At 66.4% G+C, this 26092-nt stretch carries 26 protein-coding genes and 2 riboswitches; of the genes, 16 read left to right on the top strand and 10 right to left on the bottom strand.

The features are described from left to right. Positions 1-157 precede the first annotated feature (157 nt). The 13 genes from DUGA2_RS22305 to DUGA2_RS22245 all read left to right on the top strand — a co-directional run bounded on the left by DUGA2_RS22305 (position 158) and on the right by DUGA2_RS22245 (position 15194). Complete coding sequence (locus DUGA2_RS22305) at positions 158-838, top strand: response regulator transcription factor (protein WP_070271700.1); 681 nt, start codon at positions 158-160, stop codon at positions 836-838. After that, complete coding sequence (locus DUGA2_RS22300) at positions 831-2207, top strand: sensor histidine kinase (RefSeq protein WP_070271655.1); 1377 nt, start codon at positions 831-833, stop codon at positions 2205-2207. The genes DUGA2_RS22305 and DUGA2_RS22300 overlap by 8 nt, the downstream gene beginning before the upstream one ends. A 97-nt stretch (positions 2208-2304) precedes the next feature. Continuing rightward, the gene (locus DUGA2_RS22295) at positions 2305-2730 is read left to right on the top strand and encodes a type IV pilin protein (protein WP_070271654.1); all 426 of its coding nucleotides are present in this window, start codon (positions 2305-2307) and stop codon (positions 2728-2730) included. Beyond that, the gene (locus tag DUGA2_RS22290; RefSeq protein ID WP_070271653.1) at positions 2718-3359 is read left to right on the top strand and encodes a prepilin-type N-terminal cleavage/methylation domain-containing protein; all 642 of its coding nucleotides are present in this window, start codon (positions 2718-2720) and stop codon (positions 3357-3359) included. Before DUGA2_RS22295 ends, DUGA2_RS22290 begins: the two co-directional genes overlap by 13 nt. After that, positions 3356-3799 (top strand): prepilin-type N-terminal cleavage/methylation domain-containing protein, encoded by a 444-nt coding sequence (locus DUGA2_RS22285; RefSeq protein ID WP_070271652.1) that lies wholly within the window; start codon positions 3356-3358, stop codon positions 3797-3799. Before DUGA2_RS22290 ends, DUGA2_RS22285 begins: the two co-directional genes overlap by 4 nt. Position 3800: 1 nt before the next feature. Continuing rightward, positions 3801-5000: a PilW family protein gene (locus DUGA2_RS22280; protein WP_070271651.1), complete on the top strand. Its 1200-nt coding sequence runs from the start codon at positions 3801-3803 to the stop codon at positions 4998-5000. Beyond that, entirely contained in the window at positions 5000-5578 is a 579-nt protein-coding gene (locus DUGA2_RS22275) for a hypothetical protein (RefSeq protein ID WP_083296421.1), read from the top strand. Before DUGA2_RS22280 ends, DUGA2_RS22275 begins: the two co-directional genes overlap by 1 nt. Positions 5579-5606: 28 nt before the next feature. Beyond that, positions 5607-10262 carry a PilC/PilY family type IV pilus protein gene (locus DUGA2_RS22270; protein WP_070271649.1) on the top strand — a complete coding sequence of 1552 codons (4656 nt, stop codon included), beginning with the start codon at positions 5607-5609 and terminating at the stop codon, positions 10260-10262. Positions 10263-10364: 102 nt separating this feature from the next. After that, positions 10365-12032 carry a peptide chain release factor 3 gene (locus DUGA2_RS22265; RefSeq protein ID WP_070271648.1) on the top strand — a complete coding sequence of 556 codons (1668 nt, stop codon included), beginning with the start codon at positions 10365-10367 and terminating at the stop codon, positions 12030-12032. A gap of 104 nt (positions 12033-12136) precedes the next feature. Continuing rightward, entirely contained in the window at positions 12137-12418 is a 282-nt protein-coding gene (locus DUGA2_RS22260; RefSeq protein ID WP_070271647.1) for a hypothetical protein, read from the top strand. 75 nt (positions 12419-12493) lie between these two features. Further along, positions 12494-12892 (top strand): GntR family transcriptional regulator, encoded by a 399-nt coding sequence (locus DUGA2_RS22255; protein WP_008449380.1) that lies wholly within the window; start codon positions 12494-12496, stop codon positions 12890-12892. Further along, complete coding sequence (locus DUGA2_RS22250; protein ID WP_070271646.1) at positions 12889-13764, top strand: ABC transporter ATP-binding protein; 876 nt, start codon at positions 12889-12891, stop codon at positions 13762-13764. Before DUGA2_RS22255 ends, DUGA2_RS22250 begins: the two co-directional genes overlap by 4 nt. Further along, the gene (locus DUGA2_RS22245) at positions 13761-15194 is read left to right on the top strand and encodes a hypothetical protein (RefSeq protein ID WP_070271645.1); all 1434 of its coding nucleotides are present in this window, start codon (positions 13761-13763) and stop codon (positions 15192-15194) included. Before DUGA2_RS22250 ends, DUGA2_RS22245 begins: the two co-directional genes overlap by 4 nt. Positions 15195-15200: 6 nt before the next feature. Here the strand turns inward: DUGA2_RS22245 and DUGA2_RS22240 are convergent, their stop codons facing one another. The 3 genes from DUGA2_RS22240 to DUGA2_RS22230 all read right to left on the bottom strand — a co-directional run bounded on the left by DUGA2_RS22240 (position 15201) and on the right by DUGA2_RS22230 (position 16789). Beyond that, complete coding sequence (locus tag DUGA2_RS22240) at positions 15201-15902, bottom strand: hypothetical protein (protein ID WP_070271644.1); 702 nt, start codon at positions 15900-15902, stop codon at positions 15201-15203. A 63-nt stretch (positions 15903-15965) separates the two neighbouring features. Next, a complete protein-coding gene (locus tag DUGA2_RS22235; protein ID WP_070271643.1) occupies positions 15966-16370 on the bottom strand; it encodes a cupin domain-containing protein in 405 nt (134 codons plus the stop codon). An 89-nt stretch (positions 16371-16459) separates the two neighbouring features. Beyond that, on the bottom strand, positions 16460-16789 hold the full coding sequence (locus DUGA2_RS22230; RefSeq protein ID WP_070271642.1) for a hypothetical protein: 330 nt from the start codon (positions 16787-16789) through the stop codon (positions 16460-16462). Between the two features lie 78 nt (positions 16790-16867). On the opposite strand from DUGA2_RS22230, the gene DUGA2_RS22225 reads away from it, so the two are divergent. Both DUGA2_RS22225 and DUGA2_RS22220 read left to right on the top strand, forming a co-directional pair. After that, complete coding sequence (locus tag DUGA2_RS22225) at positions 16868-17305, top strand: cache domain-containing protein (protein WP_070271641.1); 438 nt, start codon at positions 16868-16870, stop codon at positions 17303-17305. Positions 17306-17314: 9 nt separating this feature from the next. Continuing rightward, a complete protein-coding gene (locus DUGA2_RS22220; protein ID WP_070271640.1) occupies positions 17315-18946 on the top strand; it encodes a methyl-accepting chemotaxis protein in 1632 nt (543 codons plus the stop codon). A 3-nt stretch (positions 18947-18949) separates the two neighbouring features. Here the strand turns inward: DUGA2_RS22220 and DUGA2_RS22215 are convergent, their stop codons facing one another. The 6 genes from DUGA2_RS22215 to gcvT all read right to left on the bottom strand — a co-directional run bounded on the left by DUGA2_RS22215 (position 18950) and on the right by gcvT (position 24772). Beyond that, positions 18950-19369 (bottom strand): hypothetical protein, encoded by a 420-nt coding sequence (locus tag DUGA2_RS22215; RefSeq protein WP_070271639.1) that lies wholly within the window; start codon positions 19367-19369, stop codon positions 18950-18952. A gap of 30 nt (positions 19370-19399) precedes the next feature. Then, positions 19400-19636 carry a hypothetical protein gene (locus DUGA2_RS22210; protein ID WP_051077282.1) on the bottom strand — a complete coding sequence of 79 codons (237 nt, stop codon included), beginning with the start codon at positions 19634-19636 and terminating at the stop codon, positions 19400-19402. A gap of 29 nt (positions 19637-19665) precedes the next feature. Further along, positions 19666-19953 (bottom strand): winged helix-turn-helix domain-containing protein, encoded by a 288-nt coding sequence (locus DUGA2_RS22205; protein WP_229212341.1) that lies wholly within the window; start codon positions 19951-19953, stop codon positions 19666-19668. 267 nt (positions 19954-20220) lie between these two features. Beyond that, the gene (gene gcvP, locus DUGA2_RS22200; protein ID WP_070271637.1) at positions 20221-23115 is read right to left on the bottom strand and encodes an aminomethyl-transferring glycine dehydrogenase; all 2895 of its coding nucleotides are present in this window, start codon (positions 23113-23115) and stop codon (positions 20221-20223) included. Positions 23116-23221: 106 nt separating this feature from the next. Then, on the bottom strand, positions 23222-23602 hold the full coding sequence (gcvH, locus tag DUGA2_RS22195) for a glycine cleavage system protein GcvH (RefSeq protein ID WP_070271636.1): 381 nt from the start codon (positions 23600-23602) through the stop codon (positions 23222-23224). A gap of 36 nt (positions 23603-23638) precedes the next feature. After that, a complete protein-coding gene (gene gcvT, locus DUGA2_RS22190; protein WP_070271635.1) occupies positions 23639-24772 on the bottom strand; it encodes a glycine cleavage system aminomethyltransferase GcvT in 1134 nt (377 codons plus the stop codon). Between the two features lie 78 nt (positions 24773-24850). After that, positions 24851-24968: riboswitch (glycine riboswitch) on the bottom strand. A 41-nt stretch (positions 24969-25009) separates the two neighbouring features. Then, positions 25010-25107, bottom strand: a riboswitch (glycine riboswitch). Between the two features lie 143 nt (positions 25108-25250). Between gcvT and DUGA2_RS22185 the strand changes: the two genes are divergently transcribed. Next, on the top strand, positions 25251-25811 hold the full coding sequence (locus tag DUGA2_RS22185; RefSeq protein WP_070271634.1) for an ATP-dependent Clp protease proteolytic subunit: 561 nt from the start codon (positions 25251-25253) through the stop codon (positions 25809-25811). A gap of 67 nt (positions 25812-25878) precedes the next feature. On the opposite strand, the gene DUGA2_RS22180 is transcribed toward DUGA2_RS22185, so the two are convergent. Beyond that, positions 25879-26082 carry a hypothetical protein gene (locus tag DUGA2_RS22180; protein WP_070271633.1) on the bottom strand — a complete coding sequence of 68 codons (204 nt, stop codon included), beginning with the start codon at positions 26080-26082 and terminating at the stop codon, positions 25879-25881. Positions 26083-26092 lie beyond the last annotated feature (10 nt).

Below are 26092 nucleotides of genomic sequence, written 5' to 3'. Positions count from 1 at the left end.
CTTTAGGGGTTTTGTTAGATTGCGAACATAAGAGGAGCAGACGCACAAATGTAGGCTTGCAACATGGCACTTTGTAGTCCTGGTCCTACGCGGCCTCTATTTTTCTCCGAGGGGCGCGTGCATAATGCACAAAATCACTTCGACTGGCGCACAGATCATGCATGTACTTGTAGTGGAAGATGACGCCGTACTGGCCGATGGCCTGAGCCGCGTGTTGAGCGGCCACGGCATGGCGGTCGAGGTGGTCGGCAACGGCACCCAGGCCGACGCGCTGCTGCAGCGCGCCGAGCACACCGAGGTGGTGGTGCTCGACATTGGCCTGCCCGGCATCGACGGTTTCGAGGTGGTGCGGCGGCTGCGCGCGCGCGGCAGCCAGGTGCCGGTGCTGTTGCTGACGGCGCGCGACGCCATCGAGGACCGCGTGCGCGGCCTGGAGCTGGGCGCCGACGATTACCTGGTCAAGCCCTTCGCCACCGCCGAGCTGGTGGCGCGGCTGCGCGCGCTGGCGCGGCGCAACACGCCCAAGCCGGCCGTGCTGGCGCTGGGCGACCTGGCGCTCGACCTGTCGGCCAAGCGCGCCCGCGTGGGCGACAAGATCATCGAGCTGTCGGTGCGCGAGTGGGCGGTGCTGGAGTACCTGCTGCAGCACGGCGCGCGCGTGGTGTCCAAGCAGCAGATCATCGACGCCATCCTGCCGTGGGGCGACGACCTCACGCTCAACGCGGTGGAGGTCTACATTTCCCGCCTGCGTCTGAAGATCGCCGACGCCGGCGTATCGATCCGCACCATACGCGGCTTCGGCTACATGCTGGAGCAGACCCCGGCCGCGCATGAATAGCATACGGCTGCGGCTGCTGAAATGGCTGATCGGCCCCATCCTGCTGATCAACCTGGCCGGCGGCGCCTTGACCTATATGCTGGCCTGGCTGCCGGCCCAGCTGGCCTTCGACCAGAGCCTGTCCGACGCCGCCGCCGCGCTGGGCGCGCGCCTGGCCGTCGACCAGGGCCGGCTGCGCATCGACTTGCCGCGCCAGGCCGAGCAGGTGCTGCGCACCGACGACAGCGACGCCGTCTATTTTGTCGTGCGCGACGAGGCCGGCCAGGCCATCGCCGGCGACGCCGACTTTCCGCCGTTGTCGCAAGCCGCGCCGGGCGGCGGTGCGCAGGCCGGCAAGCCGGCCGCGGCCTTCGACGGCAGCGTGCGCGGCGAGGCCGTGCGCGGCGTCGCGCTGCGGCTGACGCTGAACGCCAACGCCGCCCCGGTGCACGCCTACATCGGCGTCGCCAAGACCCTGCGCAAGCGCACCCAGATCCGCCAGGCCGTGGTGCGCGCGCTGGTGTTGCTGGAGTCCTTGTTCGCGCTGGCTTGCGTCGGCCTGATCTGGTTCTCGGTCAGCAACGGCCTGCTGCCGCTGAACCGCCTGCGCGCCGGCCTGAACGCGCGCGACGGCGACGACCTCGAACCGATCGCCGCCGCCGAAGTCCCCTACGAACTGGAACCGGTGGTGGCCGCCTTCAACGGCCTGCTGGACAAGGTCAGCCAGGGCGCGCAGGCGCGGCAGGAATTCCTGGCCAATGTCGCGCACCAGCTGCGCACGCCGCTGGCGGGCTTGAAGACCCAGCTCGAATGGCTGGGCGAGCGCCACGCCGGCCCGGAGACCGCGCCCTCGCTCAAGCTGATGCTGTCGGCCACCGAGCGCATGATACGGCAGACCAACCAGCTGCTGGCGCTGGCCCGCGCCGAACCGGGCCACTTCGAAAAAACCCGGCTGGAGCCGGTGGCGCTGAACGCGCTGGTGGAAGACGCGGTCCAGTCCTTCGTCGACCAGGCCACGCTGAAGTCCATCGACCTCGGCTTCGACCTGCAGCCGGTGACGGTGATGGGCGACCGCTTCCTGCTGCGCGACCTGATCGACAACCTGATCGACAACGCCATCCGCTACACGCCGGCGCACGGCACGGTGACGGTGGCTTGCCGGCCGGACGGCGAGGGCGGCTGGCTGACCGTCGAGGACAACGGCCCCGGCATCCCGCCGGCCAAGCGCGAGCAGGTGTTCAGCCGCTACGTGCGGCTGGACGACAAGACCACCGGCAGCGGCCTGGGCCTGGCCATCGTGCGCGACATCGCCACCGTCCACGGCGCCAGCCTGGCCATCGCCGACGCCGCCGGCGGCCGGGGCGCGCTATTTTCCGTGCATTTTTGCTGATTTTCGCCGTTGTCAGGAATTTGTCAGCATTTCCTCAGGGTAATGCAAGCTTGGCCCGCTAGACTGCAATGCATAGAAAACTCACCGGGAGCGGGCCATGCAGCGTGCACAAAAGGGCTTTACCTTGATCGAGATTATGGTCTCCGTGGCCATCGTCGGCATCTTGATGGCGGTGGCGATCCCGGCCTACAGCGATTACGTGATACGGGGCCGCCTCAGCGAAGCGTTCACCGGCCTGGGCGGCGCGCAGCCGGCGGCCGAGCAGTTCTGGTCCAACAACCGCACCTACATCGGCTTCAACGGCGCCAGCAACTTCCCCACCAACACCGCCAACTTCACCTACGCGCTGAGCGCCGCCACCGCCTCCAGCTACACGCTGACGGCCACCGGCATCGGCAAGATGAACGGCTTCGTCTACACCATCGACCAGAACGGCACCCACGCCACCACCGGCAGCCCGACCGGCTGGGGCGTCAGCGCTTCGTGCTGGGTGGACCATAAGGGTGGCGCATGTTCCAACTGACGCCGCCGGCCCGGCGCCGCATGCGTGGCCTCACGCTGCTGGAGCTGTTGCTGACCTTGACCATCTTCGCCTTCATGCTGGCGATCGGCATACCGAACGCCAGCAGCTGGCTGCTGAACAACCGCACGCGCGGCGCCAGCGAGTTCTATGCCGACGGCTTCAGCATGGCCCGCCGCCAGGCCGTCATGCACAACAGCTTCAGCCGGATCTCGCTCACGCCCAACGTCAGCAGCGGCCAAATGGACTGGCAGGTCGACATCTGCTTCGTCTCGCCGGCCACCCAGTGCGGTGCGGCGGAGGCCGGCTGGTCGACCGTCAACGCCGCAGCCGCCAACGATCCGGAAGGCGCGGCCGGCTACAAGTCCGTGTACCGCGCCGCCGATGCGCTGCCCAATTCCGAGGTACTGCTGCCGAGCACGCTGCCCGAGGGCAGCTCGCAGGTGTACTACACGCCGATCGGCTGGGTCGACACCCGCTTCGCCCAGCGCCTGACCAGCCTGCGCCTGAACCCGGCCGCCCAGTATGCGGCCGAGGTGCCGGCGGTGGCGCTGGTGATCACGCTGGCCGGCATGGCCAGCAAGTGCGATCCGCACGCTCCCGCCAACGATACCAGGGCCTGTCCGCCATGAAAACCAACCCACACCGCAGCGCCGGGACCCGCCGGCCCGTCCGGCGCCAGCGCGGCATCGCGCTGCTGGAGGCGATGCTGGCCATCGTCATCCTCGGCATCGGCCTGGTCGGCACCATCGGCCTGCAGGCGCGCGCCTATGCGGCGCTGTCGGACGCCAGCCAGCGCGCCGAGGCTACGCTGGCCGGCGAAAAACTGCTGGGCGTGATGAACGCCGACAGCAACAACGTGCTGAACTACGGCGTCATCGAGGGCGGGGCGGCCACCCCGGCCATCAAGCCGTGGGTCGACGAAACCCAGGCCTTGATACCGGGCGCCGTCATCGGTGTGACGGTCACGCCGCAGCAGCTGCGGGTGCAGGTGGACATCTCGATCAAGTGGAAACGCAAGGCGGGCGACGCCCCCAACCAGCACCTGGTCACTTCCTATATTGCGATCTGATATGAACGCCTCTCTCTTGCGCCGCCTTCGCGGTGGTTCTCCGGGTTTTTCGCTGGTGGAACTGATGGTCAGCGTGGTGATCGGCCTGCTGGCGCTGCTGTTCGCCACCCGCCTGATCGTCAGCGGCGAGAAAAACAAGGATGCCGCCGTCGGCGGTTCCGACAGCATGCAGAACGGCATGCTGGCGCTGTTCTCGCTCAGCAGCGACGCCACGGCGGCGGGCTGGGGCCTGAACGATCCGATGGTGGCCGGCTGCGACACCACCTTCTCCGACGCCAGCGGCTACGTGCTGCCGGCCATGCCGCGCGCCGGCGCCAACATCACGCCGCTGGCGCCGGTGGTGATCCAGTCCAACGGCGCCAACCCCGACCTGATCTCGTTCAACAGCGGCACCTCGCAGGCCGGCGCCGGTTCGATCAAGCTGTTCGCCGACTACACGGTCGGCAACACGCTCACCGTCGACAGCAAGAATCCCTACGGCTTCAACAACGGCGACGTGATGGTGATCGCGCCGCTGACGCCGGGCAGCGGCAAGTGCACGCTGTTCCAGTTGTCCGGCTTCGGCCCGCCGCCCAACAGCACCATCCTGGTCAACAGCGGCGGCGCCTACCGCTTCAACGCCATCGCCGGCCTGGCCAACCCGTACAAGCAGAACCTGGCCTACATCTACAACCTCGGCTCGCCGACGCTGATGCACTTCCATACCTGGACGGTGGCCAACGGCGTGCTGCTATTGCGCGCCACCGAACTGGCCGGCGCCGAGGCGGCCGGCGTGTCCGTGACCGACAACGTGGTCAGCATCAAGGCCCAGTACGGCTTCGACGCGCGTCCGCCCGGTCCCAATCCCTACGATCCCGCGCCCGGCGCCGACGGCATGCAGATCACCGCCTGGAGCGGCACCATGATCGACGCCGACAGCGACGGCGTGGCCGGCAGCCCCGGCGACTACCAGCGCATCGCCGCCGTGCGCATCGCCGTGGTGGCGCGCAGCAAGAACACCGAGAAGCCGAACTCGGCCGGGCTGTGCACGGCGACGCCGGTGGCGCCCACGGTGTTCGCCAGCAGCGCGCCGAGCGGCGTGGCGGCGGTGCCGGTGCAGGTCAACGTGGCCGTGGCCGGCGACACGGTGTCGTGGAAGTGCTATCGCTACCGCGTGTTCGAGACCATCGTGCAGATCCGCAACGCCCAATGGAGGCCTTGATGCGCCCGCAGACCCGACAAGGCGGCATCGCGCTGCCCATCATGCTCATCATGCTGACGGTGATGCTGGTCAGCAGCATCTACCTGCTCAAGTCCAGCACCTCGACCACGCTGACCACGTCCAACCTGGCCTACGACGCGTCGCTGAGCAAGGCGACCGACCTCGGCGTCCACACCGCGTTCGCCTACCTGCGCGCCATGCCCAGCGCCTCGGTGCTGGAGAACAACCAGCCGGCCAACGGCTATGTCGCCACGCTGTCGCCGAACTGGACCGCCAGCACCCCGGCCTTCTGGCAGGGCTCGGTGACGCTGGCGCCCGACCCCTCGGGCAACCGGGTCGAGTACGTGATCCACCGGCTGTGCGACTTTGCCGGCGCCTTCAACGCGCCCGGCAACCGCTGCCTGCTGACCTCGGCGCGGCCGAACTCCAAGTCGGGCATCCCCTACGGCAAGAGCGGCCGCGCCGACAGCCCGAACTACCTGGACCAGCCGCAGCTGCACTACGTGGTGACGGCGCGCATCGTCGGCGCCCGCGGCGGCAATGTGGTCACGCAAGCCGTCGTCATGAAAGGGCCGTGAGGCCGCCGTTTTTTTGAATGGAACCATCATGAACAAGCTCTACTCCACGCTGGCCGGCCTGGCCCTGTGCGCTCCGTTGCTGGCCCCGGCCGCGACCACCCAGATCGCCCAGGTGCCGCTGCTGAACATCACCGGCACCGGCACCGTCAAGCCCAACCTGATGCTGTTGTTCGATAACTCCGGCTCGATGGACCAGACCTACACGCCGGACTACGTCAACGACAACCTGTGCCGCAGCGCCGCCACGCTGCAGGCCGGCGTCACCGCCTGCGCGGTCGGCCATCCGCCGTTCATGAGCCCGGATTTCAACAAGCAGTACTACAACCCGACGATACGCTACGTGGTGCCGATCAAGTACGACGGCAGCTACTATCCCGAGCAGAACGCCGCCAACACCAGCAGCTGGACCTCGGTCAGCGGCGACGGCTTCGGCGCCCACAAGGCCGACCTGTTCGGCAACACGGTGTCGGCCAACATCAACCTGGTGACGGGCTTCCCCGACCTCAAGTGGTGCTCGGGCGGCAGCTGCCAGTTCAACACCGCCAGCTACACCTATCCGGACGCCACCTACCAGACCGCGACCGCGATCACCACCGGCCCGTACTACTACACCATCGGCATCGGCCAGTTCTGCACCGACGATACCATGAAGGTGTGCCAGTCGACCGCGATCGGCGCCGCCGCGCCGTCCGGCTATCCGGTGGCGGCCAAGGTGCGCTGGTGCAGCGACAAGCTGCTGACCCAGTGCCAGGGCAAGCGGGTAGGGAGCTTCATCTACCCGGCCTATTCCAAGCCGGCCGGCGCCACCGCCTCCTACGGCACCATCGCCATCGGCGCGTCGGCCACGGCCACCTCGCTCAACATCAGCAGCGTGGTGGTCAACGGCAGCACCACCATCACCAACGCCGCCGTCAACGCGGCCACCGGCACCAACAGCCTGATCAAGCAGCAAACGCTGGCCAGCGCGCTGGCGGCCAACATCATCGCCACCTCGGTCGGCAAGGGCGCCGCCTCCACCAGCCTGTACTACGCCTGCGTCAAGACCCCGACCGGCCAGGCCACGGTGCCGGCCTGCAGCGTCTTCGGCATCACCCTCGGCGCCGACAACGTGGTCGCCGTGCTGCCGGTCAGCTGCACCGGCAGCGTCAGCGTCAACACCTGCGTGACCTTTGCGGACAACTCGCGCGCCGGCTGGGGCATCGCGGTGACGGCGCCGACCGTCGTCGCGACCCCCTACGCGCCGGCCAAGGCGGTGATCAGCTTTGGCGGCACCGCCACCTCGTCTTCGCAGACCGCCATCCTCAAGAACCTCAGCTATGCCGGCACCGTGCTGGTCGGCGGCAGTTCCGGCAGCACCCCCAGCTACCTGAGCCTGGGCAAGAGCCAGACGCCGACGCTGATCGCCGCTGCGCTGGTCGGCAAGATCGGCACCGGCGGCACCATCAAGGCCTACCTCGGCAGCAGCAGCAATTGCCCGCCCGGCTACAACAACACCAGCGTCTGCCTGCTGAACTGGGGCGCGACCGACAACACCGGCACCATCAGCGCCTTCACGATGGACAACCAGGGCACGGTCAGCTGGTCCACGACCGCCTCCAGCGGCTATACGGCGGCCGTCAACGACGCCATCCCGGCCACCACCGCGGCGCTGTCGGCCGGTTCCGGCGCGCCGAATCCCTTCGTGCGGGTCAATATCGTCAGCGGCCAGACCTATCCGAAATCGGCCGACCGCACCGACTGCGGCGGCAGCAGCTGCACCTACGCCGAGGAGATGACCAACTTCGCCAACTGGTATGTGTACTACAAGAGCCGGCTGCAAATGATGAAGACCTCGGTCGGCATCGCCTTCTCGGCCATCACCGCCAACTACAAGGTCGGCTACGTCAAGCTGTCGAACGCGGGCGCCGGCGCCGCCATCGACCAGAAGCCGGCCGATTTCACCGGCAGCGCGCGCTCCAGCTGGTACACCACGCTGTACAACACCACCACCTCCGGCTCGACGCCGATCCGCACCGCGATGGACAACGTCGGCCGCATGTACGCCAACCTGACGCCGTACAACTACGCGGCCGGGCAGGAAGTGGTGCAGTACCCATGCCAGCAGAACTTCATGATCTTGACCACCGACGGCTACTGGAACGGCAGCTCGACGGCCAACGTGGTCAACAACGACAACGTCGAGAACGCCTCGCGCTTCTGCACCCAGGCGCGCGGCTGCGTCGATACGCGGGCGCAGTCGCAGCCGTCGATCTCGGACGTGGCGCTGCACTGGTACAACGGCGGTTCCAGCACCGGCACGGTGTCGCTGCGGCCGTCGCTGGAGCCGGACATGAGCAAGCCCGGCTCGGTGCCGGCGGCCGGCGGCGAGAACACCCACCTGCACATGAACACCTACACGCTGGGCCTGGGCGTGGACGGCGTGATGACCTACGAACCCAACTACGACAGCGCGCCCAAGGCCGGCGGCGATTTCTACAACCTGATCACGGCGGCCACCAGCGGCTGCCCATGGAACGGCAACGGCGCCTACGTCTGGCCCGATCCCGACGTCGCCAACGGCGCCAGCACGGTGCAGGAGCGGGTCGACGACCTGTGGCACGCGGCCATCAACGGCCACGGCAAGTACTTCAGCGCCCAGGATCCGAAGGACGTGGTCAGCGGCCTGAGCGAGGCGCTGTCGAATATGCAGGTGCACGTCGGCGCGGCGGCGGCGGCGGCGACGTCGACGCCGAACATCACGCTGACCGACAACGATATCTTCTCCGACACCTTCACCACCGTGAAATGGTATGGCGAATTGTCGGACAAGAAGATCGACAGCACCGACGGCAGCGTCGGCAACGCCACCACCTGGACCACCAGCGACACGCTGGGCAAGAAGGTCGGCAACAGCAGCGACACCCGCACCATCTACATGTACAACACGTCCGGCGCCAACGCCAGCACGCCCGATGAATTCCGCTACGCCAATATGAAGGGGCCGGCCGGCGGCTGGTTCGCCAACAAGTGCGCGGCGCTGGCGCAATGCGTGCTGCTGTCGGCGGCGGACAAGGCCATCGTCAACGACGGCAACAACCTGGTCAACTACCTGCGCGGCCAGCAGCAGTATGCCGACGACAGCCTGTTCCGCGCCTACACGCTGACGGCCAACACGCCGTCCGGCGCCGCCGGCCCCATCCCCATCGTGCTGGGCGACATCGCCTCGTCCAAGCCGGCCTTCGTGCGCGACCCGCGCAACAATTTCCCGGACCCGGACTACGCCGTCTTCAAGGATACCTACGGCAACCCGGCCAGCGCCAAGTACCGCACCGGCACCGTGTTCACCGCCGCCAACGACGGCATGCTGCACGCCTTCGATTCGGCCACCGGCGTCGAGCTGTGGGCCTACGTGCCGCGCATCACCATGAAGAAACTGTATGCGCTGGCCGGCACCACCTACGGCACCAACCACCAGTTCACCACCGACGGCTCGCCGGAAGTGGCGGACATCAAGGCCGGCGCGCTGGGCTGGCGCACCGTGCTGGTGGCCGGCCTGAACGGCGGCGGCCGCGGCTACTATGCGCTCGACATCACCGACACCAAGAATCCCAAGCAGCTGTGGGAGTTCTGCGCCGACACCACGGTCTGCCCGCTCAGCGACGGCGACCTCGGCCTGACCTTCGGCAATCCGCAGTTCGGCACGCTGGCCAACGGCCGCTGGGTGGTGTTCCTGACCTCCGGCTACAACAACGTGCCCGGCAGCGACGGCGTCGGCACCGGCAGCGGCAAGGGTTTCCTGTACATCCTGGACGCCTACACCGGCGAGCTGCTCAACAAGATCAGCAACAACTCGGGCGACACCACCACGCCGTCCGGCCTGGCCAAGATTTCCGCCGTCAGCGACGATCCGGGCGCCGATCCGCGCATCCAGTTCGTCTACGGCGGCGACAACCAGGGCCAGATGTGGCGCTTCAACCTCAGCGACCCGTCCGGCGCCATCACCGTCAACCTGATGGGCAATGCCGGCGCCACCAAGCCGATCACCACGCGGCCGGACGTGACCACCTGCGCGGTGCAGGTGACAGCCGTCGTCGGCGGCGTGTCGACCGTCACCACGTCCGGCGTGCGGGTGGTGCTGTTCGGCACCGGCCGCCTGCTGGACGTGCCCGACACCTCGGACACCTCGGTGCAGAGCCTGTACCTGCTGAAGGACACCGGCAGCCAGATCGCCAACATCCGCGGTTCGACCATGGTGCAGCAGACGCTCAGCCTGCTGGGCAGCAGCAGCAACGTCAACACCTACCAAGTGACCAACAACCCGGTCGACCTGACGCAGAAGGAGGGCTGGTACTTCGACTGGTCGGTCAACGCCGGCGAGCGCATGAACCTGGATCCGCAAATCGTCAGCGGCGTGGCCAACGTCGTCACCAACCTGCCGACCTCGTCGTCGTCGTGCTCGGTGGGCGGCTCCAGCAATCTGTACCAGGTGAATGTCTGCAACGGCCAGGCGATCGGCAGCCATCCGATCGGGGCGACGCTGTCGAACACCTCGGCGGCGGTCGGTTTCATCATCATCCGCCTGCCGAACGGCCAGCTGAAGATGATCACCACGCTGGCCGACGGCACCAACAAGACCTCGCCGCTGTCGGAGCAGATCTCGGCCGACGCCCACCGCACGGGCTGGCGCAGGGTGAAAGGGGAGTAAATGCGGGGCCGGCCCGGGCTGGCCCGGGCAAACAGTTCACACGGCGGGGCCAACTATCGGTAAAATCGAGGGTTTTGCAGCCCCGCCTCAGATCGCGAACAAATGGTCAACGATATCGAAAACGCAACACCCGAGAATAACGACGACGCCGGCTCCACGTCCGGCGCCCGCACGCCGGCCCTGATCGCGCGTGAAGTCCAGCGCCGCCGCACCTTCGGCATCATTTCCCACCCGGATGCGGGTAAAACCACGCTGACGGAAAAACTGCTGCTGTTCTCGGGCGCGATCCAGATGGCCGGCACGGTCAAGGCGCGCAAGAGCGGCCGCCACGCCACCTCCGACTGGATGGAAATCGAGAAGCAGCGCGGCATTTCGGTCGCCTCGTCGGTGATGCAGTTCGAGTTCCGCGACCACGTGGTCAACCTGCTCGACACCCCCGGCCACCAGGACTTCTCGGAAGACACCTACCGCGTGCTGACGGCGGTCGACTCGGCGCTGATGGTGATCGACGCCGCCAAGGGCGTGGAAGCGCAGACCATCAAGCTGCTCGACGTCTGCCGCATGCGCAACACGCCCATCGTCACCTTCATGAACAAGATGGACCGCGAAACCCGCGATCCGCTGGAACTGCTCGACGAGCTGGAATCGGTGCTGAAGATCCAGTGCGCGCCAGTGACCTGGCCTATCGGCATGGGCAAGAACTTCCGCGGCGTGTATCACCTGCTGAACGATACCATCATGCTGTTCAAGGCCGGCGAGGAAAAGGCCGACGGCGCCTTCGAGATCATCAAGGGCATCGACAATCCGCGCCTGATGGAGATGTTCCCGCTGGAGATGGACCAGTTGAAGATGGAAGTGGAGCTGGTGCACGGCGCCTCGCATCCGTTCGACCTGGAGCAGTTCCTGGCCGGCGTGCAGACGCCGGTGTTCTTCGGCTCGGCGATCAACAACTTCGGCGTGCGCGAGATCCTGTCGGCGCTGGTCGACTGGGCCCCGGCGCCGCGCGAGCGCGACGCCACGGTGCGCGCGGTCGATCCGAAGGAAGAGCCGTTCACCGGTTTCGTGTTCAAGATCCAGGCCAATATGGATCCGGCGCACCGCGACCGCATCGCCTTCCTGCGCGTGTGCTCCGGCCGTTTCGAGCGCGGCATGAAGGTCAAGCACCTGCGTCTGGGCCGCGAGATCAAGGTGTCGTCGGTGGTGACGTTCATGGCGTCCTCGCGCGAGCAGGTGGAAGAGGCCTACGCCGGCGACATCATCGGCCTGCCCAACCACGGCAATATGCAGATCGGCGACTCCTTCTCCGAGGGCGAGCTGCTGACCTTTACCGGCATCCCGTACTTCGCGCCGGACTTCTTCCGCTCGGTGCGCATCCGTAACCCGCTGAAGATCAAGCAACTGCACAAAGGCTTGCAGCAGCTGGGCGAAGAGGGCGCGGTGCAGGTCTTCAAGCCGGTGCAGGGCGGTGAGCTGGTGCTGGGCGCGGTCGGCGTGCTGCAGTTCGAGGTGGTCGCCAGCCGTTTGATGAACGAGTACGGCGTCGACGCCGTGTTCGAAGGCACCAGCATCAGCAGCGCGCGCTGGGTCTCCAGCGACGACAAGAAGGCCCTGTCGGACTTCGAAGATGCGCTGGGCCACAACGTCGCCTACGACGCCGCCGGCAACCTGGCCTACCTGGCCACGTCCGGCGTCAACCTGCGTCTGACGCAGGAACGCTGGCCCAAGCTGCAATTCCACGCCACCCGCGAGCACTCGGCCAAGCTGGTGTAGGGAACGGGGAGTGCCGGCGGCGCACGGTGCGCCGCCGCACATATCCGCCGCAGCGATCGCTCTATGCTGGCGCTATTGAGCATGCCAGCCTATCGGAGACGATCATGGAACACCGTACGACCGGACGCGTGGTGGGCGTCATCTACCCCCATCGCATTCTGCCAGCCGCCCCGGCCCGCCCGACGGCGCCTGTGCCGCGCCAGCCTTTGCGGCTGGTGGCGCGACCCGACAAGCAGATGGCGCGGCTGGTGGAAAACGGCCTGGCCATCTACGCCTTGCGCGGCCATATCGACGCGATCAACTATTTTGCCGCCGCCGGCATTTCCCTGCGCACCATCTCGCGCGTGCTGTGGCAACCCGGCCAGCGCCGCTCCCATCCCCTCTGAGATAACGATTTTGTTTGACAACGCGCGTTTTGCGGATTAATGTATTAGTCAACTAATACACTGATACAAAGCCCGATGACTTCCCATACCCCCTCGCTGTACTCGATCGCCACCGGTTCGGCCGAGCCGATCTACCGGCAGCTGATCGAGCAGACCCGCCGCCTGGTGGCCGCCCGCGTGCTGGCGCCGGGCGATGTGCTGCCTTCCGTGCGCGAGGTCGCGCTGGCGCTGGCCGTCAATCCGATGACCGTGTCCAAGGCCTACAACATGATGGAGACCGAAGGCCTGCTGTCGCGCAGCCGCGGCATCGGCATGCTGGTGGCCGAGCGCAGGGCGCACGCGCACAGCGCCCACGAACGCGAAGCCCTGCTGCGGCCCACGCTGGAGCGGGCCGCCGCGGAAGCCCGCCAGCTGGAACTCGATCCCGACGCCGTCCTCGCACTGTTCAAAAAAATCCTGAAGGAACAAGCATGAAACCATCGATCGTCAATGTCGCCAACCTGCATAAATCCTTCGGCAGCCAGCAGGTGCTGCAGGGTGTGAACTGGGATATCGCGCAGGGCAAGGTGATCGGCCTGCTGGGCCGCAACGGCGCCGGCAAGTCGACGCTGCTCGAATGCCTGCTAGGCCTGCGCGAGGGCGACAGCGGCGCCAGCACGCTGTTCGGCCAGCCCGCCACCGCGCTCGGCGACCAGGTGCGCGCGGCCATCGGCTACGTGCCGCAGAAGTCCGAACTGTTCGAGTGGCTCACGCCCTTGCAGATGCTGGACTACTTCAAGGCCCTTTACCCGCGCTGGAACGCCGCCAAGGTGGCCGGCCTGCTGGAGCGCTGGGGCTTCGCCGGCGAGGCCCGGAACCAGCAGATCGGCCGCCTGTCCGGCGGCGAGAAGCAGCGCCTGTCCATCATCCGCGCGCTGGCGCACGACCCGGCCTTGCTGGTGCTGGACGAGCCGGTGGCCAGCCTCGATCCGGTCGGCCGCCGCGACTTCCTGCACGAACTGGTGGACGGCGTGATCGAGCGCGATACGACGGTGATCTTCTCGACCCACATCCTGTCGGACCTGGAGCGGGTGGCGCTGGACGTGGCCTTTCTCCAGGGCGGCAAGATCACGCTGCAGGCGCCGCTGGACGAGCTGCTCGAAAGCGCGCACCGCATCACCGGCACGGCGGCGTCGCTGGCGCGCTTGCAGTTCCGCGACGAGATCCGCCGCCAGCAGGACCGCAGCGGCGGCGTCAGCATCCTGGCGCGGCTGAGCGGGCAGGAAGCCGCAGACCTGCGCGCCGGCCCCGATCTGCGCGTGGAAACCCTGAGCCTGGAAGACCTGTTTGTCGAGGTAACGAAATGAACGCCGCCTACACCCAGTTGCTGCTGCAGGTGCTGCGCGACCGCTGCGCCAGCCGCATGATGTTGCGCATGACGGTGCTGGCGCTCGCGCTGACCGTGCTGGCGCCGGTCGCCAGCAGCATGATCGACCGGCGCGACGCCGGCTGGGCGGTCATGGCGGGAGCGCCGTCCTTCCTGATCCTGCTGTGGTGCGGCGCTTTTCTGAAGAGCGCCGTGCAGCAGAACCATCCGGCCTACGCCTGCCTGGTGCCGCAACTGCGGCGGCGCCTGGTCGTGCTGACGATGGTGGTGTGGGGCATCAGCGGGGTGCTGGTGGCTGCCATGGCGGCAGCGGTGGTCGGCCATTTCGGCTACGTGCTGGTCGCCGCCGCCTTCTTTTTCTGCTACATGCTGTTCGTGCAGCGCTACGCTGCGCTGGCGCTCCTGCCGTCGCTGCTGATCCTTGGCTCGGTGTCGGTGCTCCGCGAGCCCTTGCACGCGTTGTGGGCCGTGGTCGGCCCGATGGGCGAGCCGGCGCTGGCCGGTATCGGCCTGATCGCGGCGGTGGCCTTGGGCGGCGCGGGCCTGCGGCTGGTTTTCCCGCGCGGCGGCGACGACCACTGGGCCTGGCACGCGCGCCACGCCATGCTGCAGCGCCGGCTGCAGGGCGAATCGCTGAAGCGCGGCGAGAGCGACAACTGGAGCCGCTGGGGCATGCGGCTGCGCGTGGGTTATCGCTCCGCGCTGCGGCGCGACAGCAGCGGCGGCGCCGCGCCTGGCGCCATGCTGCTGCATACTTTCGGGCCGGCGGCGCATGAAGGCGGCTACCACGCCTATGCGGTGCTGGTCACGCTGGCCGCGGCGCTGGCGGTGCTGTGCTCCGGCGGCGACACCTTTGCGGTGCGGGATTTGATGCGCACGTCGGTGATGCAGGCTTGCGTGCTGGTGGGAGTGATGATGTATGCGTTCGAACTGGCGAAGGGCGCGACCCGCCACGGCGCCGAACAGGCCATCTACTGCCTGGCGCCGGCGGCGCCATCGGCTGCGCAGCTCAACCGCGTGATGGGGGCTGCCTTGCTGAAGCGCTTCCTGCGCGTGTGGCTGGTGGCGGTGCTGTGCGCGGCGGTTCTCGACATGGTGATCCAGGGAGCGCCGCGCCTGTATGCGTCGACCTTTGTGCTGTCTGCCTCGCTGCTGCCGTTCGCCTGTACGCTGCTGCGCAATTATGCGGTGCTGCCGGCAGCGCCGTCGCAGATGGCGACGCTGGTCGGCACCTTCCTGGCGACCGTGGCCTACCTGATCCTGGTTGGCGTCGAGCGCCATGTGCAGCAGTTCCCCTTGTTCTGCATTGGCGTGGCGATCGCGCTGGCCAGCCTGGTGCTGCTGCGGTGGCGCTGGCAGCGGTTGGTCGGCTTGCCGGCGGTGCTGCCGGCCGGCCGCCTGCTGGCCTGACGGCGCTTAATTGGACTGGAACACCAGTCCCAGCGTGACCACCGGTTCGGCCGCGCCGCGCGCCAGCCTGCGGCCCCAGGTGGCGTCGATCTGCAGACGGTCGGGGATCAGCGCGCGGGCGATGCCGAACTGGTAGCGCGAGCCGCTGTGCTGGCGGCCGTACACTTCGGCCGTCAGCGTGTGGCGCTCGTCCAGCTTGAACTGGGCGCCGCTGCCCCAGGTGGCGTAGTGGCGGCGCACGCTCTCGAGGTGCGTCAGGCCCAGGTTGAAGTGCAGCAGCAGCGCGTCGCCGCGCAGCGATACGCTGAGCGGCACGTTGACCGAGAGGTCGCCATCGCCGCCGCGTCCTGCGCGGAACTGGTCGGCCAGCACCAGGCCCAGGCCCCAGCCGTCGGTCTCCAGTGGCTTGAACACGGTCTTGGCCTGAAGGCGTCCGTAGTGCGTGGTGCGACTGTGCGGGCCGGAAGTGTCGTCGGCCCAGGCGCCGCCGAACGCCAGTTCCCAGCTGCCGCCCACATTGCAGGCCGGCGTGGCCCAGTATTCGGCCAGGTCGCCGGCGCGCAGCGCGTAAGTCTCCAGCTGGCACTGGCCGGGGGCGGCGATGACGGCATCGTCGACCGTCATCGGACGGCCGGCGTGGACGGCGGGGCAGGCCAGCGTGCAGGCCAGCGCGCACAGGACGGCGGCCCGGGGAGGCGAAAAAGTCATCGGTGCTCAGTATTCAATGGTGGCGCCGCCACTGTAGCGCCGCCAGATGAAACTGTGATGACACTATTTGGCCGGCGTGGCCAGCGGTTTGCCTTTGTCGACCACGTACACGCCGACCAGCTTGAGCGTGCCGCTGCCGACGTTGAGGGCGTCGTGGATGGTGCCGGCCGGGATGACGAAGGATTCGCCGGCCTTGACGCGCCGCGGGTCCTCGCCGTCGATGCGCAGTTCGCCTTCGCCTTCGAGCACGTAGCTGATTTCGTCGCCCGGATGCGTGTGGCGGCCGGCGGTGGCGCCGGCGTCGAGTTCGACCCTGGCGACGACGGCCTCGCGGCCCGGCACGGAGACGTCGGCTTTCTGGACCACGGTGCGGCGGATGCCGGAGGCCTGGGCCGGGCCCACGGCGGCGGCCAGCAGGACGGCGATCAGGAGGGGCAGGGCATGGCGGACGTGCGGGGCAACAGGCATGGCGTATCCTTTCTGGTGGAGGAAAACGGCGGGCGCAACCCGTGCCGATGTCAGCCGGGTGCCGACCGATTGTACGCCGGTGCGTGCCGCTAGCGGTGGCGTCCCAGCCACAGGGCGTCGGCCACCGAACCAATCCAGCACACGATGCAGATCAAGGCGGCGCCGTTGGTGGCGGGATTGTCGATGCCGGAACTGTGCACGCGTTCGAGGATCAGGATAGGATCGAGCGGCAGCTTGCCGCTTTCGACGTCGGCCACCAGGGTCGCGGCCAGCGCCAGCGTGGCGCGCAGCAGGTAGCCGGCCGCCAGCAGCGTCGGCACGATGAACAGCAGGCCGCGCACGCCGCGCCGCAGCACCAGGTGGCCCAGTCCGGGAAACACTAGGGCCGAAACCAGCGCGGCTTTGATCGATGCTTTCATGGTGCTCCGTTGACTAAACGCAAGATTGCGCCGCTGCATGCGGCGTACAGTACACCATCTTACCTGCCGGAGGGAATCATGCGCGCTGTATTCGGTATCGTTTTGTTGCTATGCTCGCTGCAGGCCCTTGCCGCCCCCAACGAGAAGGATGCGATGGCGCTGGCCGAGAAGGGCGCACAGTTCGTGCGCGCACACGGCAAGGCCGAGATGATCGCCCGCATCAACCGCAAGGATCCGGATTTCAACCAGGGCACGCTGTACCTGGCGATGCGCGACATGGACGGCATCACCATCGCCCATCCTACCACGGCGCTGATCGGCAAGAACCTGCTGGACGTGCCGGACGCCGACGGCAAGCCGTTCCGCCAGGAGATGCTGGCGCTGGCCAGGGGCAAGGGCTCCGGCTGGGTCGACTACAAGTTCCGCAACCCGCAGACCGGCAAGGTGGAGGCCAAGAGCACCTATGTGCTGCGGGTCGGCGATGTGGCGCTGGAAGCCGGTATCTACAAGCACTGAGCCGTGAACATGCTCAGCAAACTGCGAATAGGCCCCAAGCTGCTGCTGGCGCCGGGCGTGGTGCTGATCCTGCTGATCGCACTGTCGGCGGGCGCCTTCGCCGGGCTGGTGCGGCAGCACCACCGGCTGGAAGACATGGTGCAGCAGCGCGCCGTGCGGCTCAAGGCGGCGGCCGACCTGGTGGCCGGCGCCAACCGCGCGCATACCGAAATCTACCAGCTGCTCACCTGGATCAACGCCAGCTTCTCGCCGGCGCGCATCGATGCGCTGGTGCGCGACATCCACGCCCGCCACGCCGCGCTGGACCGCCAGTTCGCGCAGCTGGAAATGGCGACCCAGAACGATCCGGCCGAGCGCCGCTTCGTCGCCCAGTCGCAGACGGCGTACGCCCTGTATGTGAAGTCGATTGCCGACGTCATCGAATTGAGCATGGCCGACCAGTCGATGGCGACCAACGCCATGTCCAAGGCCGAGCGGGGCTTCGACGTGGTGGCCAAGCGGCTGGAGGAGTTGTCGCGGCTGGAGCAGTCGCTCAACGCGCGCGCCTACAGCGACGCGGAGGCCGAGTTCAAGACCCTGTCGACCGTGATGCCATCGGTGGTGGTGTTGTCGATCACGCTGTCGCTGCTGGTGACGATGGCGGTGCGGCGGGCGCTATTGAAGGAGGTCGGCGAGATCGGCGCGGCCGCCCTCGACCTGGCCGAGGGCAACCTGACCGTGAAGAACCGCGTCTACGGCAAGGATGAAATCGCCGAGACGGCGCGCGCGCTGGACACCAGCATCCGCAATCTGAACACGACGCTGAAGACGATACTGGCGTCGGCGCAGTCGATCGACACGGCGTCGCGCGAGATCGCGATGGGCAATGTCGACCTGACCCAGCGCACCGAGGCGCAGGCCAGCACGCTGGAGGAGGCCAGCAGTTCGATGAAGGAGCTGAGCGCCACCGTCACCAAGACGGCCAACAACGCGCAGCTGGCCAACCAGCTGGCGCGCTGCGCCACCAACTTCGCGGTGCGCGGCGGCAGCGTGGTGCAGCGGCTGGTGGTGACGATGGCGGCGATACGCGGCAGCTCGCGCAAGGTGGTGGAGATTGTCGGCGTGATCGACGGCATCGCCTTCCAGAGCAATCTGCTGGCCTTGAACGCGGCGGTGGAGGCGGCGCGCGCGGGCGAGCATGGCGAAGGCTTCGCGCAGGTGGCGGGCGAGGTGCGCGCACTGGCGCGGCGCTCGGCGGTGGCGGCGCAGGAGATCAAGGCCCTGATCGCGGAGTCGATGGCGGAGATCGAGGGCGGCAGCCGTTCGGTGGAGGAGGCCGGCAGCAGCATGGCGGAGATCGTGGCGTCGGTGCAGCAGGTGGGGGACATCATCGGCCAGGTCAGCGCGGCCAGCGCGGAGCAGGCGCAGGGCCTGCAAGGCATGCATCAGGCCATCGTCGAGATGGATCAGGTGACGCAGCAGAAGCTGGCGCTGGTCGAACAGGCCGCCAGCGCGGCGTCGAGCTTGCAGCGGCAGGCGGTGAATTTGTCGGAGGCGGTGGCGATGTTCAAGCTGGACGAGGGCATGGAGCCACCGCCGCCCAAACTGCCGGCAGGCACACCACGCGTGGTGCGCCTGCGGCTGGCGTCGGTGCGCAATTGAAGCTTATGCGCCCTGGCGTTTGACCGACCAGCGGTCGCCGGATTGGCGCAGGTATTTCTTGACCACGTAGCCCCAAGGCATGGCGATCGGGATGATGATCACTGCCAGGCATTGCACGAATATTTCCATCGTGCCTGCGTCCAGCGCGCCGGCGCGCCACGCGGGCAGGACGACGACCAGCGTCCAGATGACTTTCCACGACAGTTCCCACAGCAGCACCGGCAGCATCTGCAAGGGATAGCGCACGCCCAGCGCGCATAAGGCGCCAAACGCCGCCAGCATGCAATTGACCACGCCCCCCATCAAACTCCACGGCTTGTCGTGATGGATCACGCCAGGCCAGATGACCAGACCCAGGCCCACGGCGATAATCAGATACACGGCTCTCAGCATATACAGACGTACCAACGAAACTTCGTTCATTTTGCGGCTCCAGGTGGGGGGGGAGGGGGATTACTCGACTTCTTTCAGAATCTTTTCGATCGCCGTGACGCGCGATTTCAACTCCGACAAGCTGGCGTCCATCGACGCCAGCGAGGCGGCGGCTTCGGTGTGCGCCGCGACGGCCTTCTCGGCGATCACGCGGTACGCTTCCTCGTGGGCGAAGCGCAGCTTGGCCTGCTGGATCGCGGAGAAATGCCGCATCGCCGCGATGATCACGATCGCCAGCAGGGGGAGGCAGATCGTCAAAAGATATACATGCTCAGCCATAATTGCCTCTATTGTTCAGGGTTGTTGGACAGCGACTTGACCGCCTCGGCGATCACGGCCGGAGTCAGTTCGAAGTCGAAGTTACTCACGTCAAAATAGTTCAGCGCCTTGCCGTCCTGCGACAGCTCCATCTGGCTCACGACCAGCCCGGCGTCCTCCAGCTTCTGCAGGTGCAGATGCAGCAATGGCCGGCTGATGCCCAGCTCGCGCGCCAGCTGGCTGACGTAGTTGCGGCCGCCGGACTTCAGCATCGCAACGATGCGCAGGCGGTGCGGGTTGGACAGCGCCGCAAGCATGCTCAACAATTGGTCTCCGCTGGGAGTAGGCGTTTTCGATTTCATGTGTAAAGAATATCTGACATATGAAATGAAGTCAAACATAAATTCAAGTTATCAAATCCGCTAGCATGAAGCGCTTGAGCCGACCTGACCGGATTTCCATGACACTGCTGCTTTATTTCGCCGCCACGCTGCAGGCATAAAAAAACGCAGGCCGAACCGGTTGGTTCGCCTGCGTTCTTCAGACAGCGCGGCGAACCGCGCATCCCTCAGTTACTTACACGATTACTCGTAGTCGCTCATCGGCGCGCAGCCGCAGAACAGGTTACGGTCGCCGTAGACGTTGTCGGCGCGGCCGACCGGCGGCCAGTACTTCTGCTTGCGCAGCGACGGCACAGGATAGGCCGCCACTTCGCGGCTGTACTTGCGCTCCCACTTGTCGGCGGTCAGCACCTCGGCGGTGTGCGGCGCGAATTTCAGCGGGTTGTCCAGCTTGTCGAACTCGCCGCTTTCCACCTTGGCGATCTCGCCGCGGATGGCGATCATCGCATCGATGAAGCGGTCCATCTCGACCTTCGATTCGCTTTCGGTCGGCTCGATCATCAGCGTGCCCGGCACCGGGAAGCTCATGGTCGGCGCGTGGAAGCCGAAGTCCATCAGGCGCTTGGCCACGTCTTCGTTGCTGATGCCGGTGGCATCCTGCAGCGGACGCAGGTCGATGATGCACTCGTGCGCCACCAGGCCGTCGTGGCCCGAGTACAGCACAGGGAAGTGCGGCGACAGGCGGCGCGCGATGTAGTTGGCGTTCAGGATCGCGGTTTCGGTCGCGGCGGTCAGGCCTTCCGCGCCCATCATCGCGATGTACATCCACGAAATCGGCAGGATGCTGGCCGAACCGTACGGCGCGGCGCTGACCGAACCGATGCCGGCGTTGTCGCGGATGTAGCCGTTCGAACGCTGGTTAGGCAGGAACTTCGCCAGGTGCGCGCCTACGCCGATAGGACCGACGCCCGGGCCGCCGCCACCGTGAGGAATGCAGAAGGTCTTGTGCAGGTTCAGGTGCGAGACGTCGCCGCCGAACGAACCCGGAGCCGCAACGCCGACCAGCGCGTTCATGTTGGCGCCGTCGATGTAGACCTGGCCGCCGTGGCCGTGGACGATTTCGCACAGTTCCTGGATGCCTTCTTCGAACACGCCGTGGGTCGATGGGTAAGTCACCATCACGCAGGCCAGGTTCTTCGAGTGCAGTTCAGCCTTGGCTTTCAGGTCGGCCAGGTCGACGTTGCCGCTGGCGTCGCAGGCGGTGACGACCACCTGCATGCCGACCATGTTGGCCGATGCCGGGTTGGTGCCGTGCGCCGACGAAGGGATCAGGCAGATGTTGCGATGGCCTTCGCCGCGCGACTGGTGGTAAGCCTGGATCACCAGCAGACCGGCGTACTCGCCCTGCGAGCCGGCGTTAGGCTGCAGCGACACGGCGGCGTAGCCGGTCAGCGCGCACAGCATCTCTTCCAGCTGCGAGATCATTTCGCGGTAGCCCACGGTCTGCGCGTCCGGCGCGAACGGGTGGATGTTGGAGAACTCAGGCCACGTGACCGGGATCATTTCCGAGGTCGCGTTCAGCTTCATGGTGCACGAACCCAGCGGGATCATGGTGCGGTCCAGCGCCAGGTCCTTGTCCGCCAGGCTGCGCAGGTAGCGCAGCATTTCGGTTTCGGAGTGGTAGCGGTTGAAGACCGGGTGGCTCAGGTACTCGCTGGTGCGCGACAGCGCATCAGGGAATGCCTGGGCGACGGCGGCTTCCACGCCGTCGAAGTCCGGGCCGTGGGCCGGGCCGCCGACCGGGTGCGCGAACACGGTCCACAGCAGCGCGATGTCTTCGCGGCTGGTGGTCTCGTCCAGCGACACGCCGACGTGGGTGGCGTCGATCACGCGCAGGTTGACGCCGTGCGAGTGGGCCGATGCATGCAGCTGCTCGGCGTTCTTGACGGCCACGGTCAGGGTGTCGAAGAAGGTCTCGTTGGTGACGGTGTAGCCCAGGGTCTTCAGGTTGGCGGCCAGCACGCCGGTGTAGCGGTGCACGCGCTGGGCGATTTGCAGCAGGCCTTTCGGGCCGTGGTAGACGGCGTACATCGACGCCATCACAGCCAGCAGCACCTGCGCGGTGCAGATGTTGGACGTGGCTTTTTCGCGGCGGATGTGCTGCTCGCGGGTTTGCAGCGCCAGGCGGTAAGCCTTGTTGCCTTGTGCGTCGATGGTGACTCCGACCAGGCGGCCGGACATGCTGCGCTTGAATTCGTCGCGGGTCGACAGGTAGCCTGCGTGCGGGCCGCCGAAGCCCAGCGGTACGCCGAAGCGCTGGCTGTTACCGACAACCACGTCCGCGCCCCATTCGCCCGGAGGCGTGAGCATGGTCAGCGCCAGCAGGTCGGCGGCGACCACCACCATCGCGCCCTTGGCCTTGATGGCTTCAACGCCGGCCTTGTAGTCGCGCACCACGCCGTTCACGCCCGGGTACTGCAGCAGCACGCCGAAGCATTCGCCGACGGCGGCCAGTTCGGCCGGGTGGAAGGTCTTCACTTCGATGCCCAGCGGCTTGGCGCGGGTCTCGACCACTTCGCGGGTTTGCGGCAGCACGTCGTCGGCCACGTAGAAGGTCATCGATTTCGATTTGCCCACGCGCTGGATCAGCGTCATCGCTTCAGCGGCGGCCGTGCCTTCGTCCAGCATCGAGGCGTTGGCGATGCCCATGCCGGTCAGGTCGGTGATGGTCTGCTGGAAGTTCAGGATCGCTTCCAGGCGGCCTTGCGAGATCTCCGGCTGGTACGGGGTGTAGGCGGTGTACCAGGCCGGGTTTTCGAAGATGTTACGCAGCACCACGCCAGGCGTGACGGTGTTGTAGTAGCCCTGGCCGATCAGCGACTTGAGCACCTTGTTCTTCGAGGCGATCTTCTTCAGCTTGGACAGCGCTTCCTGTTCCGGCATCGGCTGCGAGTACGCGCCCAGCGGCAGTGCGCCTTTGTTGCGGATGTTGGATGGGACCAGGGCGTCGATCAGGGCTGCGCGCGAGGCGTAGCCGAGTACCGACAGCATGGCTTCCTGTTCTGCGGCGTCAGGGCCGATGTGGCGGGCGATGAAGGCGTCGCGGGCTTCGAGTTGGGTCAGGCTGGTGCGGGTCATGATTTGTCAGGGCCAAAAAAGAGAATGCGGGTGGGGCGCGGCTTTCCCCGGCAAGCAGCCCGGGGCAAAAGCAAAGGGCCAGCGTGCTGCTGGCCCTCTCGCGGAATTACGCTTCGGTGGTCTTGCCGTAAGCGGCGGCGTCCAGCAGGCCGTTGATCGCGGCGGCGTCGGCCGGCTTGATCTTGAACAGCCAGTTGGCGTAGGCGTCGGCGTTGATCGATTCAGGCGCGTTGACCACGTCGTCGTTGACGGCGACTACTTCGCCGGCGATCGGCGCGTAGATGTCGCTGGCTGCCTTGACCGACTCCACCACGGCGGCGTCGTCGCCGGCGCCGAAGGTCGCGCCCACTTTCGGCAGTTCGACGAAGACGATATCGCCCAGCGCATCCTGTGCGAACTCGGTGATGCCGACGGTGACGGTGCCGTCAGCTTCAGCGCGTACCCATTCGTGGGATTCGGTGTACTTCAGGTCGGCAGGAATGTTCATGTAAGGCTCCAGAAGGGTAGTTAGGTGATACGAAAATTAAACAGCCAGGATTTTACCGTTGCGCACGAACGGCAGCTTGACCACCGACGCGGCCAGTTTCTTGTCGCGGATCTCGACGTGCACGGTGTCGCCGACGGCCACGCCGTTCGGCACGCGGGCCAGTGCGATCGCCTGCTGCATCGATGGGCTGAAGGTGCCGCTGGTGATCTCGCCGGTGGCGTCGGTGCCCGCTACGACCACCTTCTGGTGGGCGCGCAGCACGCCGCCTTTTTCGCGCAGGATCAGGCCCACGAACTGGGCGTTCTGGCCCATGGCTTGCAGTGCCGATTTGCCGATGAAGTCGCGCTCGGAAACCAGGTCGATGGTCCATGCCAGGCCCGCGTCCAGCGGGTTGACGGTTTCGTCCATGTCCTGGCCGTACAGGTTCATGCCGGCTTCCAGGCGCAGCGTGTCGCGCGCGCCCAGGCCTGCCGGCTTGACGCCTGCTGCCACCAGCGCGTTCCACAGGTTCTCGGCCTGCGCGGCGGCGACGCCGATTTCAAAACCGTCTTCGCCGGTGTAGCCGGTGCGGGCGATCATCGCCTCGCCGAAGGTTGGGCTCTGGGCGAAGGCGACGTTGAACGGCTTCATGTCGGCCGTGCCTTCCTTCGATTCAGGGATGACTTCCCACACCTTGGCGCGGGCGTTCGGGCCTTGCACGGCGATCAGCGCCATCGGGGCGCCTTCGGCGGTGTCGCCGTCGCGGCGCTGGGTGATGGCCAGGCCGGCCTTGGTGGCGGTGTTCTGCTGCTGCATCCAGGCCACGTCTTTTTCGGCGGTGCCGGCGTTGACGACCAGGCGGAACCAGCTCTCGTTGATGAAGTAGACGATCAGGTCGTCGATGACGAAGCCTTGCGGGTTCAGCATGCACGAGTACAGGGCCTTGCCCGATACCTGCAGCTTGTCGACGTTGTTGGCCAGCAGGCCGCGCAGGAAGCCGCGCACGTTGTCGCCCTTGATGTCGACCACGCACATGTGGGCGACGTCGAACATGCCGACGTCGGTGCGCACGGCGTTGTGTTCTTCGATCTGGGAGCCGTAGTTGACCGGCATGTCCCAACCGCCGAAGTCGACCATCTTGGCGCCGGCGGCGCGGTGGGCATTATTGAGTGGGGTGGCTTTGAGCGTCATAATTCCTCGGTCCAAATCGAATAGGGGTTAACAGAACATACAAGGAAACGCTAAACAAAAGCTGATTCCACAATGATCGCAGACCCCTCTGTCCTTGGTACCTGAGAGATTACGGGAGGAGGCTGGCTCCTGGTTCCCGTGCGCCCCTTCGGTGGGCCGCCGGCTTGCGCCGCGACCGCTCTCCAGAGTTGGTCCAGTTGGCATCCCGTCGCATTGAACAATACGGCGGCCGCGCTGGTCCCTTGATCGGTCCTTTTGCCTGAGAGTTTTTGGGTAGTGCCCCTTCGGCGGCTGCGCAGGCGAATTCGCTCGCAACCCTCTCCCGATCAAGACTCGGGAATATATGTCAGAAGCACCTTGTTGTCAATCTGAACCCTGATTTCCGGGGCTCAGCCCCCGCGCACGAATGAAATGCAATAATAAGGCTTGAAAAACAACTATTTGCTAGAATAAATCACACTTATTCGAGAGCCCAGTTATGAGCCAAGATTCCACTACTTACGAGGGCCATGCGTGGTTCACCCTGTCCGGCGATGTCAACAGCGACATGGTTCGCCGCGTCTTTGACGCCGTGGCCGACATGACGGAGGACCGCATCACCACCGCCCACATCCTGATCCAGTCGAACGGCGGCTACGTCAGCGACGGCATCTGCCTGTACAACTACCTGAGCAAGCTGCCGATCAAGATCGTCACGTACAACGCCGGCGCGGTGGCTTCGATCGCGGTGATTTTGTTCCTGGCCGGCGCCGAGCGCTACGCCAGCGACACCGCGCGCTTCATGGTGCACAAATCGCACGCCAGCGCGCCGCACGGCGCCCGTCCGGACGCGCTGCGCATCATCGTCGAAGGCTTGCAGGCCGACGACGCCCGCACCGAACAGATCCTGCGCCATCATGTCCGGTTCACCGACGAGCACTGGCGCACGCACGAGTACTCGGACCTGCACCTGACGGCGGCCGAAGGCTTGAAAGTGGGGATGGTCGATGCAGTGAAGGATTTCGTGCCGCCGCGCGGACAGCGGGTGGCCAATATCTGACGTCGGAACCTGACGCCGCGGCGCTGCGGCGCCGGAGGATGGCACCGCAGGGACCGCGCTTGCCTACCTAGCGGTCCTTATTGCCGGACTGCTTGTTGCCGTCGTTTTTGTGGCTTTGACGGCCGGCTTCCACATGCTGCTCATGGGTGCCGCCCTGCGTGCCGCCGCTGCTGCCGCGCGAACCGCCGGACGAACCTTTGTCGCCCGACTGCTTGCTGCTGCCGGAGCTCTGGTCCTGCTTGCTGCCACTGCCTTTTTGATTCGAGTTCATGTCTATTCCT

The organism is Duganella sp. HH101, from assembly GCF_001758795.1.
GTDB lineage: Bacteria > Pseudomonadota > Gammaproteobacteria > Burkholderiales > Burkholderiaceae_D > Rugamonas > Rugamonas rivuli.
Note: the sequence above shows the minus strand (reverse complement) of the source record. Positions and strands in the feature narration are given on the sequence as shown.

What these genes read in the sequence shown, in the direction of transcription:
- DUGA2_RS22305 (WP_070271700.1), top strand. Translation starts at nt 158, where the DNA reads ATGCATGTACTTGTAGTGGAAGATGACGCCGTACTGGCCGATGGCCTG.
- DUGA2_RS22300 (WP_070271655.1), top strand. Translation starts at nt 831, where the DNA reads ATGAATAGCATACGGCTGCGGCTGCTGAAATGGCTGATCGGCCCCATC.
- DUGA2_RS22295 (WP_070271654.1), top strand. Translation starts at nt 2,305, where the DNA reads ATGCAGCGTGCACAAAAGGGCTTTACCTTGATCGAGATTATGGTCTCC.
- DUGA2_RS22290 (WP_070271653.1), top strand. Translation starts at nt 2,718, where the DNA reads ATGTTCCAACTGACGCCGCCGGCCCGGCGCCGCATGCGTGGCCTCACG.
- DUGA2_RS22285 (WP_070271652.1), top strand. Translation starts at nt 3,356, where the DNA reads ATGAAAACCAACCCACACCGCAGCGCCGGGACCCGCCGGCCCGTCCGG.
- DUGA2_RS22280 (WP_070271651.1), top strand. Translation starts at nt 3,801, where the DNA reads ATGAACGCCTCTCTCTTGCGCCGCCTTCGCGGTGGTTCTCCGGGTTTT.
- DUGA2_RS22275 (WP_083296421.1), top strand. Translation starts at nt 5,000, where the DNA reads ATGCGCCCGCAGACCCGACAAGGCGGCATCGCGCTGCCCATCATGCTC.
- DUGA2_RS22270 (WP_070271649.1), top strand. Translation starts at nt 5,607, where the DNA reads ATGAACAAGCTCTACTCCACGCTGGCCGGCCTGGCCCTGTGCGCTCCG.
- DUGA2_RS22265 (WP_070271648.1), top strand. Translation starts at nt 10,365, where the DNA reads ATGGTCAACGATATCGAAAACGCAACACCCGAGAATAACGACGACGCC.
- DUGA2_RS22260 (WP_070271647.1), top strand. Translation starts at nt 12,137, where the DNA reads ATGGAACACCGTACGACCGGACGCGTGGTGGGCGTCATCTACCCCCAT.
- DUGA2_RS22255 (WP_008449380.1), top strand. Translation starts at nt 12,494, where the DNA reads ATGACTTCCCATACCCCCTCGCTGTACTCGATCGCCACCGGTTCGGCC.
- DUGA2_RS22250 (WP_070271646.1), top strand. Translation starts at nt 12,889, where the DNA reads ATGAAACCATCGATCGTCAATGTCGCCAACCTGCATAAATCCTTCGGC.
- DUGA2_RS22245 (WP_070271645.1), top strand. Translation starts at nt 13,761, where the DNA reads ATGAACGCCGCCTACACCCAGTTGCTGCTGCAGGTGCTGCGCGACCGC.
- DUGA2_RS22240 (WP_070271644.1), bottom strand. Translation starts at nt 15,902, where the DNA reads ATGACTTTTTCGCCTCCCCGGGCCGCCGTCCTGTGCGCGCTGGCCTGC.
- DUGA2_RS22235 (WP_070271643.1), bottom strand. Translation starts at nt 16,370, where the DNA reads ATGCCTGTTGCCCCGCACGTCCGCCATGCCCTGCCCCTCCTGATCGCC.
- DUGA2_RS22230 (WP_070271642.1), bottom strand. Translation starts at nt 16,789, where the DNA reads ATGAAAGCATCGATCAAAGCCGCGCTGGTTTCGGCCCTAGTGTTTCCC.
- DUGA2_RS22225 (WP_070271641.1), top strand. Translation starts at nt 16,868, where the DNA reads ATGCGCGCTGTATTCGGTATCGTTTTGTTGCTATGCTCGCTGCAGGCC.
- DUGA2_RS22220 (WP_070271640.1), top strand. Translation starts at nt 17,315, where the DNA reads ATGCTCAGCAAACTGCGAATAGGCCCCAAGCTGCTGCTGGCGCCGGGC.
- DUGA2_RS22215 (WP_070271639.1), bottom strand. Translation starts at nt 19,369, where the DNA reads ATGAACGAAGTTTCGTTGGTACGTCTGTATATGCTGAGAGCCGTGTAT.
- DUGA2_RS22205 (WP_229212341.1), bottom strand. Translation starts at nt 19,953, where the DNA reads ATGCTTGCGGCGCTGTCCAACCCGCACCGCCTGCGCATCGTTGCGATG.
- gcvP (WP_070271637.1), bottom strand. Translation starts at nt 23,115, where the DNA reads ATGACCCGCACCAGCCTGACCCAACTCGAAGCCCGCGACGCCTTCATC.
- gcvH (WP_070271636.1), bottom strand. Translation starts at nt 23,602, where the DNA reads ATGAACATTCCTGCCGACCTGAAGTACACCGAATCCCACGAATGGGTA.
- gcvT (WP_070271635.1), bottom strand. Translation starts at nt 24,772, where the DNA reads ATGACGCTCAAAGCCACCCCACTCAATAATGCCCACCGCGCCGCCGGC.
- DUGA2_RS22185 (WP_070271634.1), top strand. Translation starts at nt 25,251, where the DNA reads ATGAGCCAAGATTCCACTACTTACGAGGGCCATGCGTGGTTCACCCTG.
- DUGA2_RS22180 (WP_070271633.1), bottom strand. Translation starts at nt 26,082, where the DNA reads ATGAACTCGAATCAAAAAGGCAGTGGCAGCAAGCAGGACCAGAGCTCC.